Genomic DNA, 14,861 nt, shown 5'->3' on the forward strand with positions numbered 1-14,861 from the left:
GCAGCCTTAAGAAAGGGTTAGTATCGCCCGTGGCCGCGGGCAGGTCCACGGCCCGACCTTAACGAGCGCGTCCTAAAGCCGCGATAACCTTAATGTGGCTGAACCCGCAAGCCGCAGCTGGGTTGCATCCGCAGGATTCGCGCAGGGCCGGCGTCATACCGGCAATACCGTCGCCGGTTACCCTCGGCCCGGGCGGGGCGGAACGGCCGAAACGGCCGGCAAAACCAGCAAGACATGACAGGCAAGGAAAGAGGAGTAGCCATGACCGACCAGGCACATTTCGAGCTCCCGCCGGAGATGCGCAACATGGCGGAATCGAGCTTCAAGCAAGCCCGCGAGGCCTTCGAAAAGCTTCTCGCCAACGCCCAGGCCGCCGCCGGCTCGGTGGAGGAGCACGGCGCGACCATGCGCAGCGGCGCCAGGGATCTCAGCACCAAGGCGCTGTCCTTTGCCGAGGCCAATGTGCAGGCCTCGCTGAACTACGCCCAGTCGCTGGTGCACGCCAAGGACCTCTCCGAGGTGATGCGGCTGCACGGCGAGTACGTCCAGGCCCAGATGAAGGCCCTGGCCGATCAGGCCAGCGAAATGGGCCAAATCGTCCACCGCGCCGCGATGGATGCGACCAAGGCGAAGCATTGAAGCCTGATGGCATGAGCCCCGACGCGCGCCTCAACGACGGTGCGTTCCCTCCCCCGCAAGGGTGGAGGGAACGGATAGTGTGTCGCCCCCTCAACCCCCGGTTCCCCACTCCGGGAACCTCATCCTCACGGAGATTAAATTTCGCAACGCACCCCCGGACCCGCGTTGCGCTGCACAATGTTGACATGTTAGGCAGGAATAGTACTGGGCGCTGGACGAGCCATCTCGTTTGTTTTGCGTTTCCAGTCTTTCGTACCCGCCAATTCGCAAGAAGAAATGGCCCCGATCGGGTCGGCGGGCGCGCCAGAAGGCTCACTCCATTTTACTTTTATCGTGAGGGACAACCATGACAGGTGCGACTGATCCGTTTTCTGCCTCGATCATTCCGTTCGAGGTCCCCGAGCAGATGCGTGCGTTCGCCGAAAAGGGCGTGTCGCAGGCCCGCGAGAACTACGCCAAATTCAAGGACGCCGCCGAAACCCACAATGGCACCGTCGAGGCCGTGTTCGCCTCGGCCAGCAAGGGCGCCAGCGAGTACACCGCCAAGCTGATGGAGTTCATGAAGGCCAACACCACGGCCCAGCTGGACTTCGCCCACGAGCTGCTCGGCACCAAATCGCCGACCGATGCCTTCCAGCTCTGGACCGGCCACGCCAAGACCCAGCTCGAGACCTTCCAGGCCCAGGCCAAGGAGCTCGCCGAGCTCACCCAGCGCGTCGCCGCCGAGACCGCCGAGCCGATCAAGGCCAGCGCCGCGAAGTTCGCGCCGCCCGCCGCCTGAACGGATCGGCTTTGAATTGATTAAGAAACCCGGGCCCCGCGGCCCGGGTTTTGTCTTGGAAATTACGTTGCTTAAGACGGCGATTATCGGGTTTTGCGGCCTTGCCAAAAACGGCCGTTGCACCTAGTTTCCGCCCCGTCCAGCCCCACGGTGACCGGCCTTTTCAAGGTGCCCCCGAGGCGGCTCGCAAGGATGCAGTTGTAGCTCAGTTGGTTAGAGCGCCTGTCTGTGGAACAGGAGGTCGGTGGTTCGAGCCCACCCAACTGTACCAACTAAATCAAACGGTTGGCAAAATCCCCGCAGCTTTTCAATCCCTTGTAGCTACCATATAGCTACCATGACGACGACGGTGATGTTGCCGACGGGTCGTTGAATATCTTCGTCGCTGCTGCGGCTCGAAATGGTCACACGCGAAGCAGCGGCCGCGATCTCGTCCAATGCCGCGAGACGAAATTCGCGCACGGTCGATCAGGCTGCGATGTGCCCGCGCGCAAACTCGGCCGACAGATGGTGCCGCGCAGCGATCTCGTAGAATTCGAGCGCGCGCCGGCTATCTTGGTCGCGACGCTCTGCTTCACTGGAAAGAGCAGGGTAAAGGCGTCATGGTGGTCGTCGACAACACCGATCAGTATAGCGGCCCTAATCAGGATTTCTGTTTCTCGTCGGTTCAACAGATCTCGGATGAGCTCGAGTGCGTCACGCTGATCTCCATGCGAGAGGAGCGTTTTTTCAATTCGAAGATTCATGGCGTGCTCGACGCCTTCCAAAATGCGGGATTCGACATCAGTTCGCCCAGACCAGCTGATGTATTCAGGAAGCGCCTTGAATACACAATCAGTCTGCTAGGGCGTCGCCGTTGAGGGGGCGGTCCGTTCTCTCCGCGAGCTAGATCGGACAGTCTGCAGCGGCAAGATAGCCATCCCACCTGCAACGGAAAATCTGATCTCAGAGGTGGTCAGATCAAGAGACGGTGCAGAGCGACCCGGATTTCCTCTCGTTCCTGGTATCCTACGGCGGCTTAGGCCGAGGTGGCGGAATTGGTGCTGGGCTCGGCGCCACGCCTGTGGCGCCGTTTGAAAGTGAGGGCGTTACATCATGCAGTGTGTGCACGCCTGCAGCAACGAGAGCTCCGATCAACAGGGCGTAGACAACAAACAAAACGCAGCGCGTTTCCCGGTAGTTCTTCATTGCCTGCTCGATCGGCGCTTCAGCGATTTCTTCCCGCTCGCGAACCGAGATGTAACTGTAAAGACTTTGCAGCCAGCTTCGCCGGGAATAGGTCTGACTTGCGAAAAACGCACTGTTGATGCGCCATTGCAGCAAGAAGGACAAGCCTATGAAGATGGCGGCAAAAAAATAGAACAGGGAGGAGATGAGAGGACTGGGCGTCTTGGTCGCGTCGCCTAGGATCTTCAATATGAAAGGCGCTGCCGAGATGGCCAGGTCGCGCCAGAGCGTTGATGCAAGATCCTGGGCTCGCTGTGCCACCTTTTGAGTCTCGTCAATGACGGTCTTGCGGAGATCAGCAAGCGCCTTCAGGGTTTCTCGACTCGATGATTGGACGTGCGCTTCGTACGCAGCTTTGGCAGCCTCTAAGGCTTGCTCCAAGTTCGTGGCGATATCTTGCTGTGGGCGGCTCGCCCGAGCCAGCTCGCCAGCAAAGAGGAGATGACGAGCCTCGATGTCCGTCCCCGAAAGGAAAACCCAGTTCGCGGCTTCAGTGAGCCAAGAACGGGCAACGGGCAGCCCAGGATCATCGGCCCTGATGCGATAGATCGGAGGGGTGGCCGCCGCCTGCAGCCAAACGTTTCCATCCTCGAGCCAGGCGCGAGAGACCAGACCTCCCAACAATCTGCGCGCAGCAACAACTTCCCAAGCTTGGTATACCGGCGATGAAACTGCTGGCGCGGCCAAGAGTATCCACGGATTTAGATCGGTAGCCACTTCACGATCCGGCACGAAGTCACGAACATAACGAGTCGGATCGATTGGTTCAGGCAGGGATTCTGGAGGTCGGATCGACTGGGTCAAATCCCATGAGACGACCTCTAGTCCTCGCGAGCGAAATGACTGAGTGGAATTGAACTCGGCAATCGCTAGGCGCGGGAGAACAGCCCGTTGCGTCAAATAGGCGGGGATGCCGGATTGGAAGATAAAGAAGGCACATCCGCTGGCAGCTGGTTTTTCAAGCGTGATCACCACCTCGCGCGCCGAGTCGAAGATATCACCCGCGACGAGATCGCCGCCGACGGCTGGATTGTAGACTTGCAATGACAAGAAAGGCGGTGGGACATCGTCCGAAAATCCGAGCCAAGCCGCCTGCGCAGAGGCAGTCGGCAGCCGCCCTCGCAACATAAGGGCGCCGGCACGTTCGTCCGCTGTGGCTCCGTTCGCGACTAGCTCACGAACGCGCTCGACCAGTTGTGTTGAGCTCGAAGTCATCGAGTGTGATCATGTCCTTGATGATGATCTCGCCCTTGTCGCGATCGACCGAGACGACTGAAGACGTCAGGCTGACAGGGAATGTCAGTTTGACGCCGCTCGCTGTCTCGACGCGGCGGTTCCTAGGCGCCGCAATCGCATTCTTTTGGAGCACAAACGACTCGCCCGCCATTCCTTCGCGCTTCAGCCTTGCCTTAAAGTCCGTCACCACTGGGCTGTCGTCCGGCAGCGGACCGAAGATGCTCTTCAGCCAACTTTCAGCATTTTCGCCGTCGACGGATCCACCTGACTGGCTTGCATCATAGAGGCGTTGCGCCAGATTTTTCATGGCATCTTGCGGAAGTATGTCTTTGTGCTTTTGTGCAACGTTGCGAGTGACGTCAATAATCGCCTTCGTCAGCTCTTCCTCCGTCCGTTGCCGTCGCACGAGCAGGAACTGCTCGAAATACGCGGCAGGCCGCTGCGGATTCTGGCGGTCGACAACGCAGATTTCGTCCCCCTCTTTGCGCAGCTTGATGAGCGCGGCCTTCTGCAAGGCGTTGCGGTTCTGGACAAAAGTACGCTCGATTTCGCCGAAGGTCGGCTTAGGCTTCCCGGATCGACCGCGACTGACATCGTAGTCATAGCTGAGAACCTTTTCGTCCTCGAACTTCAGAAGTGCAAACAGCCGGCCGCTCGAACAGGACAATGAGAAGATAAGGAAAGCTCCGACCGCGGTGCTGCCACCATGAGCTCCGTTGAATGCAGTCGCCAGCTTCTCGCTCTCCTCCTGGAAGGAGCTCTTGTCGCGGCTGATCCGTGCAAGTTGTGCCTGCACAGGGGCATCCTCCAGAAATTCATAGCGGTTTCCGCTGTTGACCGATCGGACGCGCCCTAGAAAGAAAGGCGCATGTCGGCCGGCGTCGAAGGCTGTCAGTAGTTGAAAGTGTTCCTCTCCTGGGCCGACGATATGGAAGACGCTCTGATCAATGCGCAGGCTTTCGAGTTCCTGCTCCGAGAGGAAGGCCATAAAAGCATCCTAGAACAAAAAGAGAACATAGGCAATGACAGCATGGGTCCAGACCCAATACGATGCATTTGATGAATTAATCCTGCGTTTTGTTTGGCGCTTCCATTGGAATTCCCCTTTCGGAATTTCCCTTTGAAGGATGAGTGATCGGGGAACTCGGCATCTGGCTCCCTTCGGAAAAGCCTGCGAAGGATAATGTGAAGCTTTTTCGTGTATCTTGCTTGCAGAGAGCGTTTTTCGTGACATAAAATGTTGTTGCAACCGGAAGGCCCAAGTGGCGAACCAAATTCACGCGACCGAGAAGGTTTTTCAGGGACCAGCCTATGACAATGCAGTTTTCAGACCCTGTGAGCGTTTTTCATGATCGCAGGCTGCCGGAAGCTGCGACCCCCGCTGGCTACGCAGCATTGATCGATGCTTATGATCTGTCTGTCCCCACGCCACGCCTGCTTTTCGCTATCGGAACAAAGCATCGCATCATCGAGCAAGGGGGATGGCGCGTTTATACGCCGCGCCATGCCCCGGACGCGACCCTTGAGGGACATCTCACGTTCGCTCTCAAGAACGAGGGACTCGACCTTGCAATCCTGAAGCGGCTTTTCCTGGCCGTGAAGGAAAACGAGATTGGGGAAATTGTGAAGCAGAAGCCGACTGGGCTGTACACGCGCCGGATCTGGTTTCTCTACGAGTGGCTGTTGAAGCGCGAACTCGATCTGCCTGCAGCGGACAAGATCTCTTACGTCGACGCGGTCGATACCGAACTTCAATACGCGAGCTCTGGCCAGAATTCGGCGCGCCATCGCGTCCGCAACAATCTGCCAGGAACGCCGGAATTCTGTCCGCTCGTCTTCAAGACGACAGCGCTGACAGAATTCATTGCACGAGACCTCAAGGAGCAGGCTCGCGTTGTGGTGAGTCAGGTTCCGAAAGATCTGCTCGCCCGCACTGCGGCCTTCCTTCTCCTGAAGGACTCAAGGTCGAGCTATGTCATCGAAGGCGAGAGACCGCCTCAGGACCGCATCCAGCGATGGGGCAGGGTCATAGGTGAAGCGGGCCGGGCGCCGCTCGATGAAGCGGAGTTTTTGCGCCTGCAGCGGATCGTGATCGGCGATGAACGGTTCGTAAAGCTGGGCTTTCGTAACGAGGGTGGTTTTGTCGGCGAGCACGACCGCGAGACGCAGAGACCTATTCCGGATCACATCAGCGCGCGTCACGAAGATATCCCCTCCCTCATGCAGGGGCTGATCGCGTTTGATCAAGCAGCGGAAAATGAGCTCGATCCAGTGCTCGCGGCCGCCGTGTTGGCCTTCGGATTTGTCTACATCCATCCGTTCGAGGACGGCAATGGCCGCATTCATCGATATTTGATGCACCATGTTCTGGCGCGGCGCGGATTCAATCCCGCCGGAATCCACTTTCCGGTTTCAGCAGCCATTCTCGACAAGATTGGCGAATACAAGAAGGTGTTGGAAACCTATTCGCACAGGCTACTTCCGTGCGTTGCATGGGAGCCGAGCCCACAGGGTAACGTCAAGGTCCTGAACGACACTCGTGATTTTTACAGCTTCTTTGACGCTACGCCTCACGCCGAGTTTCTGTACGAATGTGTGCAAACGACTATCGAGCAGGATCTTCCGAAGGAAACGCGATTTTTGCGCAGTTTCGATACCTTCCGCGCCGGTATCGAAAAGATGATTGATATGCCGGAGCGCACGCTTAACAATCTTCTTGGATTCTTGCGACAGAACGGAGGACACCTCTCCAAGCGTGCGCGCGAAAACGAATTCTCACAATTGACCACAGATGAGGTCTCAAGGATTGAGGAGCTCTATCAGGCGGCATTTACGCAGGAAATCGGCACCACAGGCTAGTTCTTCCAGATTCAAGGTGAGGGGCTGGATCCTTTTTTCACCGGGCTGTCCAGCCCGGTGAAAAGATAGACCTCTCCTCGAGAGACGGGCGGCGATAAAGGCGCTGCCTCAGCTACTTTTTAGAAACAGGAGGCCACCTTCTTTTTCTCTTCCCGCCTGAATTTCCGAGTAGAGTGTTGTATGCGTCACCCACATCCTGAAGCGCTGGCCAAGCACGCAAAATCGGGGTGGCCACTGACACTTGCATTGCTGTCGCTTTGGCCTCACCAACGGCCGCCACGCTCCTCTCGTGGTTGGGATCACCGCAGGCGCTGTGGGGCCGACCTTCTCATTTTGCTCAAAACCAAATCCAATACGAGTACTGGACGTGCACGACACTCGCTCCGGGATCGGAGCCGAAACGCCCTAAAACGACTGCCGGCGCCGAAATCATCGCGCCGATCCGAACTTACAGCACGCCCGGCTGATCGACCAATCTGGCAGAGGGCGACGCGAGCGCGGGCATGGGCAAACGTCGTTTCGAAAACCTGCGCTACTTCAAGAACTGGCCGACGATGGGCATCGCCTACGCGGCACCCGATATGCAGGGCGGCAATTTCTGGGGCGTGATCAACCATGACAATGAAGAAGGAATTATTCGCATCGCGGACAATACCATCACGCCGGGCTTGAAAATGTGGACCTGGGGGGTTCCCTCGTTCACTCATGAAACCGATGCCCGCCAGGAGCCGAACGAGTGGCGGCCGTACATCGAATTGTGGGCGGGGGTGTCAGACCAATTCTTCCATAGCGCTGACCTTCCCGCCCTGGGCGAGGTTTCGATCCCGGAAACCTACAGTCCGACTGTCGGCATGAGCAACGTAACGCATGCGAATGAGAACATTCTGATCAATCTCTCGGCCGAGGGGTCGGGCGTGACTCTTCAGTTGTTCAGTCTCGAACCGGCCACCCCGTTGCGCGCAACTTTGAAACGCGGCGACGCCACACTGTTTGACGATGTCGTGAAAGCCGATCCGAAAAATGGAAATCGCATTTCGGCAACGATTGCTGGAGGCGGCCGCGCCGAACAGGTGCAACTGACGATCAGGACCCCGGACGGTAAAGAGCTGATGGTGGCCGAGACAAGGATTAAAATGATTCTTTCCATCGTCGCAGGTGGGCGGTCGCCGCAACTTCACGAATCATCCGATGCGCCATCGCCCTTTGTGAATATCGAATTTCACCAGGCCTTCGTCCCGCATTTTCAAAAGGAGGGATTGGCAAGCTTCCTCGTTCACGACATTAGCGCGTCTCATGACTTCGTAGACTTTGAGTGGCTTTTCGCGAAGCGCGCTCAGGATATTTTCTCGATCATTCAGCACGACTGACTCCTACCGTCACCAAGCGCGCTAGATCACTGAGAATATGAAAGCTGATCTTCCGTAACCACCCGTTCGATATTCTCCGACTTGCACTTGATGCGGTATCTAAGACGCCCATCTGCCTCGACGGGCATCTGTTGAACGATGGTGTAAATCATTGGTGGATCAGTTGCGGCACGTCCTTGTGGACCTTGGGGCTGGTGCCGAACGTCTTCGTTCAGCTTGTAGGCATATGGCATGTGTCTACCTCTAAAATTTACGGCTGCTCTAGCGTGGACCGTGCTGTGATGCAATGCATCCTTTGCCCTCCGGCTCAGGCTCTGAAAGCAAAAACAAGCTCAGCAGCGGTGCGACTGGCGCGCGTGTTTGTTAGTTGGTCGTCGGGCTGGATCACCGGTCGTCCAAGGATACCGAATAGCACGTGGAATTCTTGCGCTGCAAAGGTCCGGACGTGGCCCGTTGCCGAAGATGGCAATGACCACCGGCACGTCGGCTCGCTGGGGTAGGCCGGACATTGCTCGGCTCGATCCGGATCGCCGCCTTTGACCCGAAGCGGACACTCAGTCCTCTGGCAGCCCCTCCTGAAGCAGACATCTCTCGTTAGGCCTTGAACCGATAACGACGTAGCCTAAGATGTTGGCAGACTGTGAAGCATTTTACATTCCGTGTTCTCGGCCCGGGCTAAGATTGGCTGACAGCTTCTTGCTTTGAAGGAGGCTCCGATGCTTGCGACAATCAAATGGAACTCACGATATACCACTCGCGAATGGATGATGACGGCTGGAGCTTTCCTCGTCCAGCTCAGCGCACTGAATGCGTTACAGCACAAGGCTGAAAGCAAACCAAAGCAGCCACTCTGGAAGCACTTCGACGACACCCATCATTGGGATTCAACCGCGGAGGATTGGGTCCCCAACAGTCAGTGACGGCGCAACGTGTTCTGTGTCCCGCAGCCCGATTCCGGGACTTTCAAAGGCCTCTCGCTGACGGGCCGGGCGAGCGCTGCGGTCGCGTGCACGTAGCTGGATCGGGATCTGAGTTCGTGCCGGCCGCCTGATATTGGTCGAACAATAGCTTTTTGGCCGTTTGCCGACCGCTTCGGTAGACCGGCTGTATGGCCGATCCAGGCACGAAACCGACGCGTCGCAGCTTCACCAAGCGTGTCGGTTGTCTAGAGATGAGTGGACATTGCCGCGACGGAAGGCGACTTCCCCGAAGCCGGCTGCAACGGAGGGGCGCTACGTCCTTGCCGTATGCCGCGCGTCATCTGATCGCTGGACCATCGTGTGAAGCTAAAAGAGGAACTCCACCCCGGCGAAAGTATTGCGAAGCCACACCAAGCGGCAGGCGAAGCTCGTTCGAAATTGGTCGAAGGATAGGTCGAAGTCAGTCGACGGGATCGGCGCATCTTCTAGCAGTATTCCGGCGCCAAAAACTGAAAGGTCTCTCATTGCGCAGGGCGTTACTTTTGCGCCGCCTGAGAGCGAAAGCATGACTGTCTGGACGACCGTCTTGCGTGTGACGCGTCGCCGCTCAACACCCGCCCATTCAGACACTTTCGGCCTCCAAGGTTACCAGCATCACAGGGCGGGGCCGCCGACCAAGAGGGCGGCGACCCCTCGCCGCGAAGGCGCCGGTACGCGAAACAAAGACGACTTCGCGACTGCATCCAGCTTCGGCTCCACTGTCCGCGAGCGCAATGAGATATGATCGTTAGCGTTACTTGGTTTGCTTAATGACTGTTGATCACTTGGTTGCCGGCTTGTGCGAGGCGATCGCTTCGACCTTCTTCAGCGTCTCAAGAAACTGAGATCGTAGATGTTGTTCGTGCTCCGCATCGTTCGGCTCCGCGAGGAACGCGATCTTGACGAGGAAGTGGTTCAATAGCGACGCGATCCGGAGATTGTCCGAGTGTTGCGAACGTAGCAGCGTGAGTTGTCGACGCATCTCAATAAGATCGAGCGTTTCGCGGTCTGACTGGCTCAAAGACGAAACTCGCGCGAGGTCAACCAAACGAAGCCGCCGCGTCGAATATGATGGCGCGACGGCTTCGCCACTGGGGACCCGGACTAAGGGCAATGTCCGGTATCGAAAGGCTACCGCCATCTAACTTCGATGCAATCGAAGACGCGGGTTAAGCTTGATGTCGCCGCGAGAGGTTAAATCTGGAACAAGCGCTAGCGTGGGAGATCGCTTTGACGAACGATACGGCCGTGTACGACGCCCTTCGCGTCGATCCAACTAGCGGTGGCAAGGAATGGGCTGGCCGCATGGGCACGCGCGACGCAATTAGACGTGACAGCCTTGAGATCGATGCCGCCGCACTCGCCTTCTGTCCACACGAGTGGATCAATAGCGCCGGCGATGTCGACCTTGAACTCGTGCGCAAATTCCCGCTCATGCTCGCGCTCTGAGCGTAACGATGGACAAGCCTCCTCCGGAAGCGACGATTCGGCGCCTGCTCGGCCGCTTCGCGAGACGTCGGCGGCCCGTTCGGCCGCCTTCGACAACGCCTCACGCGACCGACACCGATCCGAACCGCGAATTCGCGCGAAAGGATCGGACAGCGGTTTGGTTCTTCGTCTTCTTGCCGATCTTCGTTCTGCTCTACGCGATCGTCGAGAAGATGCAGGTGAGATGAGAGCTAGTCCGAAAACTGAAGCGAGAAGCTGCTTTCGCGGCCCACAGCTGCCCGCGAGCTGCGTGATCAAGCGTTCCGCAATCGCCTACACGTCAATCCGTAAATTCAACACCGATATGGCTGCCTGAACGCCAGATTAGACGGCAATTTCTGTTGACGCGATCCTTCGCAATCGTGAGCTTGAACCGGTCTCTCATACTATGCTCAGCTGACAAGGGGAGCTCGATTGCTGCACCGTGCTCGGTGATGTCGACGACGCGACAACAGGTGCTCGATCCGTCACCGAAGATATAGGCGACCTCGTTTATTTCAATGCGCTGTTGTCTGCGGCGTTCCTGCACTGTTTCTTTCCGGTAGAACGCGTGCGGTCACTCTGCCCAGCAGCAAGGGTTCGCGTTGCGCGCTTATCGAAGAGCCCGCCAGCTGCGCAGGGCTGACGGGTTCCCGATTGCCCATGCGTATGCGCGGTACTCGTCACCAATCCGCGAGAGCAAATCGTATTCCATAACGGTTGAAGTTGGGTTACCGCTCAGGACCTTAGCGGCGTCGTTCGACGTCGGCCCTAGGAAAAGGCAGTTCGGTACAAGCCGATGGCGACAGCAGACAAGTTGAAAGCATGCATCTTACGCCGCTCGACAGCTCACCGCGTGGCCGCGCACGCGCCGCGTTATTGCCCGGGAAATATCCAGAGCCCGCCCGAATTGGTTAGCGGGTTGTTAATCGGCCTACGGCAGGCTTGCGGTCAGCGCTGCCGATTACCCCCCAGCCCAAGGTAGCGCAAGCGATGGCCGGCGGCAGTGATGCCCGCCGGCCATTGTCCATGTGTTAGTGCGCCGGAAGGGCAGCGCGGACGCCCGATCTGGCGCTGCCTGACCAGAGAGCGCTAGACTACGCGTTGCTTCTGCGGCGAGGTAGTGAGCATCCGGACACTCGACTGCCACGTTCACACAGCTCGCCGCCTTAGAGCCTCTTTGCAGGTGGCGCACCGTGATACGCCGTCGGCGTAGCTTGTGCTCGGTGTTCCGAAGATTAGAAACGAAAAAGGAAAAAGATGACAGTCTGTCCAATTTGCGGATCGAATGCCAGCGAGCTTCCAAGAACCGGGGACGCAGAAGGATGCACCTGCCCGCAGCATGGACTGTTCAAGGTTTCGGATAGCGTTCTTCGGTCGGCGCCGAGCAAGAGCGCCGGACGGAGCCAATGGGAAGACGCATTGAGGAAGGCAAAAGATCGCGCAAAGCCGGGCGATCTGCCGGTTCTAACAACGTATGACTTCTGAAAACAGAAGAAACCTTTGAAAGAACGCCTCTACGCCGAGCCCGGAGCCGCCGCTCGCAAGCTCATCGAGCTTGCCGCGGGCGCCGAACCGATCAACGGCCGCATTCACATCGAGAAGATCAATGCACCCTTCATGTCCAAGGAAGGCTGTAACGGCAGCGGCCCCGAATTCGGTGCCGGCCTCAAATACGCGATCGAGAAGGGCTGGCTCGACCTTCACAAGAGCGGTACATATGTGAAGCTGCTGACGTGAAGCGAGGACCTATTGACGACAGGCCAGCCAAATCGGCCCACGCCATGGGGTCCGCACCTATCCGCGACGCGGGCCGAAAGCCGCCGGGATCGTCTCGGCAGCCGAGGCATGTTGCACATCGCTTATCGGTCGGGCCAGCCCAAATACAGGTTCGGGATGGAGCCGTCATACAACGGGCGGCGCCCGTGCAGACAGCCCTTGCTCTAGGCGGATTTCGGCCGATTGGTGAGATCGATCAAGGCGCGGCGGGCGACAGCCGTTAGCTCTCCCAAAGTCACGCGCCCGGCGTCCGCCGCTTCGATCAGCTGCCCCGCGATGTACTTTCGACTTTCATGATCGCCGCCATGCGGTAGCTCCGCACACACCTGTTCAAGCACAACATCCGATGGTGTTCCTTGTCACGGGCGAGGATACCAAGCACTCGAGCATGTTCGATTGGACCATTCCGGCGGGATTTGCCACCGGGCTGCATGTTCATCGTGTACAGGAAGAAACCTTTTACCTGCTCGAAGGCGAGTGCGAGTGGCACGTCGATACAAGGATGGTCCGGGCAGCACCGGGGACCTATCTGTTCGTCCCGCCGGGCGTTCCGCACAACATCACCAATGTCAGCGAGACGCCCGCCCGCGTGCTGATGACGGTCTCTCCGCCCGGGCACGAACACTATTTCGAAGAGCTCGCGAAACTCGCCGCGCAGGGCGCGCCCGATCCGAAGGCGCTCGCCGATCTGCGCGACCGCTACGACACCGATCAACTCTCGACTTTGACAAGCCGGACCTAAGTTTCGTGAGAGCGGAATGGCAGCTCATGGTCCTGAGCTGAACAACGAAGGGGCCGCCGCCATGTCGGCTGTCTGCGAGAGAACGGACGTTGTACGATGTTTTCGTTGACGGGCGCTCCTGACCCAGCGCCGACATGCAGCCATGTCGGCTTCAACGTCGGCTTTTCCAGGGCGCGCGACGAATTCACGAGTGCCGCCCTGACGCGACGACCTCGCTGCCCGCCTGCCTGATCCGCGCGATGGCCGGCTCGTTCGGCTCGATCACTGTCGCCATGTGGTGCGCGTTGGCATGAACCATGGTGCTGCCGTCGCGCACGATCGCGATATGGCCTTCCAGAAGATTAGGTCGCCGCGTTGCAGCTTGCTCCGCCCGTGCACCTCCAGCGCACGGCCGAGGCCCGCTTGCTTCATGTCGCTGTCGCGCGGACAACCGATGCCTGCCGACGTCAGCGAGACCTGCACGAGGCCGGAGCAATCGATGCCGAGGCTGCTCCTGCCGCCCCAGGATAGGGCGTGCCGACAAGGCGCTCGGCGACCCGACGAAATCCGTCTCGCGCCGATCGCCGGGAAGATGCCGGTCCGATGGCGGCGAAGGCCCAGCGGAAATTGAATGTCTATTTTGTATGGTCCATACTGTCGTTTTCTATGGGCGACATATCGCTCTGAGACGCAGGAGAAGTTAATTGACTGCGCGATTGCTCTTTACGAACGCTGGTCACGCTCCGAGCAACAATCTGGCACGCAGCTTGCGAAGCGGGGGCGAGCCTGTCTTCATAGTCGGTTGTAATGACGACCAGTTCACTCTGAAGAAATCCGACGCCGACAGGCACTATCTCGTTCCGCCTGCGGACCATCCGGAATGGCCCCACGCACTGCGATGGATTGTCGAAGCAGAACGCCTGGATCTCATTGTTCCTACGGTTGATACTGATCCGGATAGCTTGTCGCGCGGGCGTAGGCACCTGAATGAGTACCTGTTCCTGCCACGCGCATCCGTGCTCGAAATCTGTCGGGATAAGTATCGTCTCATTGCGCTCTTGCGCGCCAACGGCGTCGATGCCCCCGCGAGCTATCAGGTGAAGGATCTGAGGCACATTACCAAGATCTTTCAGGCCTTGAGGGGCAGCAGGCCACTGTGGTGTCGTGTTCGCGACGGGGCTGGCGCGCTTGGTGCACTGCCGGTTCGGACGCCGGAGCAGGCGCGCAGCTGGATCCGGTACTGGAAGGAGATGCGCGGCGTGCCTGTCCCTTCGTTTATGCTTTCAGAGTACCTGCCAGGCCGCGATTTCGGCTGTCAAAGCCTTTGGAAAGATGGCGAGTTGGTGCTGATCAAGACATATGAACGGCTTTCCTATCTCGGGACAGGCAGCCAACCAGCGGAAGTGTCTTCTGTAGCAGCCCTCGCAAAGACCGTGTTTGAACCGAAGGTCGTCGACACCTGTATACGGGCGATCCGATTGCTCGACGCAAAGATGTCCGGCGTTTTCAGCGTGGATCTCAAAGAGAACGCACGCGGCGTCCCTTGCATCACGGAAATCAACGCAGGCCGGTTTTCGTCCGCAACCAACATCTTCGATCTGGTTGGAAAGCATAACATGGCCGCGAGCTTTGTCCGGCTGGCGCAAGGTATGCCGGTCGATATTGAGAACAGTTACGACGCCGCGCCGGATTGGTACATGTTGAGAGGCATCGATGGAGCTCCGTGCATCTTCCATGCGTCCGAATTCTCCGATAACATCAGGAAACCTTGGCAAGGGGCAGGCCCCCGTCGGGGCCACTTGCAGGCAACCGCAAGAGGCAGATAG

The 14,861-nt window shown here is 58.4% G+C and carries 15 protein-coding genes, 1 tRNA gene and 2 pseudogenes; 12 read left to right on the forward strand and 6 right to left on the reverse strand.

Annotated features, from left to right (window positions below; genetic code table 11):
- The first annotated feature begins 261 nt into the window (after window positions 1-261).
- The 4 genes from ACP2YP_RS06905 (at window position 262) to ACP2YP_RS06920 (ending at window position 2,280) form a co-directional block, all read left to right on the forward strand.
- Window positions 262-639, forward strand: a complete 378-nt coding sequence (locus ACP2YP_RS06905) for a phasin family protein (protein WP_426423203.1) — start codon at window positions 262-264, stop codon at window positions 637-639.
- Between the two features lie 346 nt (window positions 640-985).
- Window positions 986-1,420 (forward strand): phasin, encoded by a 435-nt coding sequence (locus ACP2YP_RS06910; protein ID WP_426423205.1) that lies wholly within the window; start codon window positions 986-988, stop codon window positions 1,418-1,420.
- A 194-nt stretch (window positions 1,421-1,614) separates the two neighbouring features.
- Window positions 1,615-1,691, forward strand: a tRNA-His gene (locus ACP2YP_RS06915).
- Window positions 1,692-1,857: 166 nt separating this feature from the next.
- Window positions 1,858-2,280 carry a hypothetical protein gene (locus ACP2YP_RS06920; RefSeq protein WP_426423206.1) on the forward strand — a complete coding sequence of 141 codons (423 nt, stop codon included), beginning with the start codon at window positions 1,858-1,860 and terminating at the stop codon, window positions 2,278-2,280.
- 148 nt (window positions 2,281-2,428) lie between these two features.
- On the opposite strand, the gene ACP2YP_RS06925 is transcribed toward ACP2YP_RS06920, so the two are convergent.
- A complete protein-coding gene (locus ACP2YP_RS06925) occupies window positions 2,429-3,697 on the reverse strand; it encodes a hypothetical protein (RefSeq protein WP_426423208.1) in 1,269 nt (422 codons plus the stop codon).
- A gap of 124 nt (window positions 3,698-3,821) precedes the next feature.
- Complete coding sequence (locus ACP2YP_RS06930; protein WP_426423210.1) at window positions 3,822-4,871, reverse strand: nucleoid-associated protein; 1,050 nt, start codon at window positions 4,869-4,871, stop codon at window positions 3,822-3,824.
- A 323-nt stretch (window positions 4,872-5,194) separates the two neighbouring features.
- Here ACP2YP_RS06930 and ACP2YP_RS06935 point away from each other — a divergent pair, with 323 nt between their 5' ends.
- The 3 genes from ACP2YP_RS06935 to ACP2YP_RS06945 all read left to right on the forward strand — a co-directional run bounded on the left by ACP2YP_RS06935 (window position 5,195) and on the right by ACP2YP_RS06945 (window position 9,029).
- Complete coding sequence (locus ACP2YP_RS06935; RefSeq protein ID WP_426423212.1) at window positions 5,195-6,742, forward strand: Fic family protein; 1,548 nt, start codon at window positions 5,195-5,197, stop codon at window positions 6,740-6,742.
- A gap of 503 nt (window positions 6,743-7,245) precedes the next feature.
- Window positions 7,246-8,109 (forward strand): hypothetical protein, encoded by an 864-nt coding sequence (locus tag ACP2YP_RS06940; protein ID WP_426423213.1) that lies wholly within the window; start codon window positions 7,246-7,248, stop codon window positions 8,107-8,109.
- Window positions 8,110-8,825: 716 nt separating this feature from the next.
- Entirely contained in the window at window positions 8,826-9,029 is a 204-nt protein-coding gene (locus tag ACP2YP_RS06945; protein WP_426423215.1) for a hypothetical protein, read from the forward strand.
- A gap of 366 nt (window positions 9,030-9,395) precedes the next feature.
- Here the strand turns inward: ACP2YP_RS06945 and ACP2YP_RS06950 are convergent, their stop codons facing one another.
- Together ACP2YP_RS06950 and ACP2YP_RS06955 are read right to left on the reverse strand one after the other, a co-directional pair.
- A complete protein-coding gene (locus tag ACP2YP_RS06950) occupies window positions 9,396-9,596 on the reverse strand; it encodes a PilZ domain-containing protein (RefSeq protein ID WP_426426061.1) in 201 nt (66 codons plus the stop codon).
- A 253-nt stretch (window positions 9,597-9,849) separates the two neighbouring features.
- Window positions 9,850-10,116, reverse strand: coding sequence for a hypothetical protein (locus tag ACP2YP_RS06955; RefSeq protein ID WP_426423216.1), 267 nt, complete (start codon window positions 10,114-10,116; stop codon window positions 9,850-9,852).
- A gap of 182 nt (window positions 10,117-10,298) precedes the next feature.
- On the opposite strand from ACP2YP_RS06955, the gene ACP2YP_RS06960 reads away from it, so the two are divergent.
- Together ACP2YP_RS06960 and ACP2YP_RS06965 are read left to right on the forward strand one after the other, a co-directional pair.
- A complete protein-coding gene (locus ACP2YP_RS06960) occupies window positions 10,299-10,517 on the forward strand; it encodes a hypothetical protein (protein ID WP_426423217.1) in 219 nt (72 codons plus the stop codon).
- 8 nt (window positions 10,518-10,525) lie between these two features.
- Window positions 10,526-10,744 carry a hypothetical protein gene (locus tag ACP2YP_RS06965; RefSeq protein ID WP_426423219.1) on the forward strand — a complete coding sequence of 73 codons (219 nt, stop codon included), beginning with the start codon at window positions 10,526-10,528 and terminating at the stop codon, window positions 10,742-10,744.
- Between the two features lie 92 nt (window positions 10,745-10,836).
- Here ACP2YP_RS06965 and ACP2YP_RS06970 read toward each other — a convergent pair whose 3' ends face one another.
- Entirely contained in the window at window positions 10,837-11,085 is a 249-nt protein-coding gene (locus tag ACP2YP_RS06970) for a PilZ domain-containing protein (RefSeq protein WP_426423221.1), read from the reverse strand.
- 953 nt (window positions 11,086-12,038) lie between these two features.
- Here ACP2YP_RS06970 and ACP2YP_RS06975 point away from each other — a divergent pair.
- Window positions 12,039-12,275, forward strand: a complete 237-nt coding sequence (locus ACP2YP_RS06975) for a hypothetical protein (protein ID WP_426423223.1) — start codon at window positions 12,039-12,041, stop codon at window positions 12,273-12,275.
- 379 nt (window positions 12,276-12,654) lie between these two features.
- Window positions 12,655-13,056: pseudogene (locus ACP2YP_RS06980) on the forward strand (cupin domain-containing protein); the annotation flags it as partial.
- A 184-nt stretch (window positions 13,057-13,240) separates the two neighbouring features.
- Here the strand turns inward: ACP2YP_RS06980 and ACP2YP_RS06985 are convergent.
- Window positions 13,241-13,624, reverse strand: a pseudogene (locus ACP2YP_RS06985) (C40 family peptidase); the annotation flags it as partial.
- Between the two features lie 115 nt (window positions 13,625-13,739).
- Between ACP2YP_RS06985 and ACP2YP_RS06990 the strand changes: the two are divergent.
- Window positions 13,740-14,861, forward strand: a complete 1,122-nt coding sequence (locus tag ACP2YP_RS06990) for a hypothetical protein (protein WP_426423225.1) — start codon at window positions 13,740-13,742, stop codon at window positions 14,859-14,861.

The sequence above is a fragment of the Bradyrhizobium genosp. A genome, from assembly GCF_049949275.1.
GTDB lineage: Bacteria > Pseudomonadota > Alphaproteobacteria > Rhizobiales > Xanthobacteraceae > Bradyrhizobium.

What these genes read in the sequence shown, in the direction of transcription:
- ACP2YP_RS06930 (WP_426423210.1), bottom strand. Translation starts at nt 4,871, where the DNA reads ATGGCCTTCCTCTCGGAGCAGGAACTCGAAAGCCTGCGCATTGATCAG.
- ACP2YP_RS06950 (WP_426426061.1), bottom strand. Translation starts at nt 9,596, where the DNA reads ATGCTTTCGCTCTCAGGCGGCGCAAAAGTAACGCCCTGCGCAATGAGA.
- ACP2YP_RS06920 (WP_426423206.1), top strand. Translation starts at nt 1,858, where the DNA reads ATGCCGCGAGACGAAATTCGCGCACGGTCGATCAGGCTGCGATGTGCC.
- ACP2YP_RS06910 (WP_426423205.1), top strand. Translation starts at nt 986, where the DNA reads ATGACAGGTGCGACTGATCCGTTTTCTGCCTCGATCATTCCGTTCGAG.
- ACP2YP_RS06965 (WP_426423219.1), top strand. Translation starts at nt 10,526, where the DNA reads ATGGACAAGCCTCCTCCGGAAGCGACGATTCGGCGCCTGCTCGGCCGC.
- ACP2YP_RS06905 (WP_426423203.1), top strand. Translation starts at nt 262, where the DNA reads ATGACCGACCAGGCACATTTCGAGCTCCCGCCGGAGATGCGCAACATG.
- ACP2YP_RS06935 (WP_426423212.1), top strand. Translation starts at nt 5,195, where the DNA reads ATGACAATGCAGTTTTCAGACCCTGTGAGCGTTTTTCATGATCGCAGG.
- ACP2YP_RS06945 (WP_426423215.1), top strand. Translation starts at nt 8,826, where the DNA reads ATGCTTGCGACAATCAAATGGAACTCACGATATACCACTCGCGAATGG.
- ACP2YP_RS06940 (WP_426423213.1), top strand. Translation starts at nt 7,246, where the DNA reads ATGGGCAAACGTCGTTTCGAAAACCTGCGCTACTTCAAGAACTGGCCG.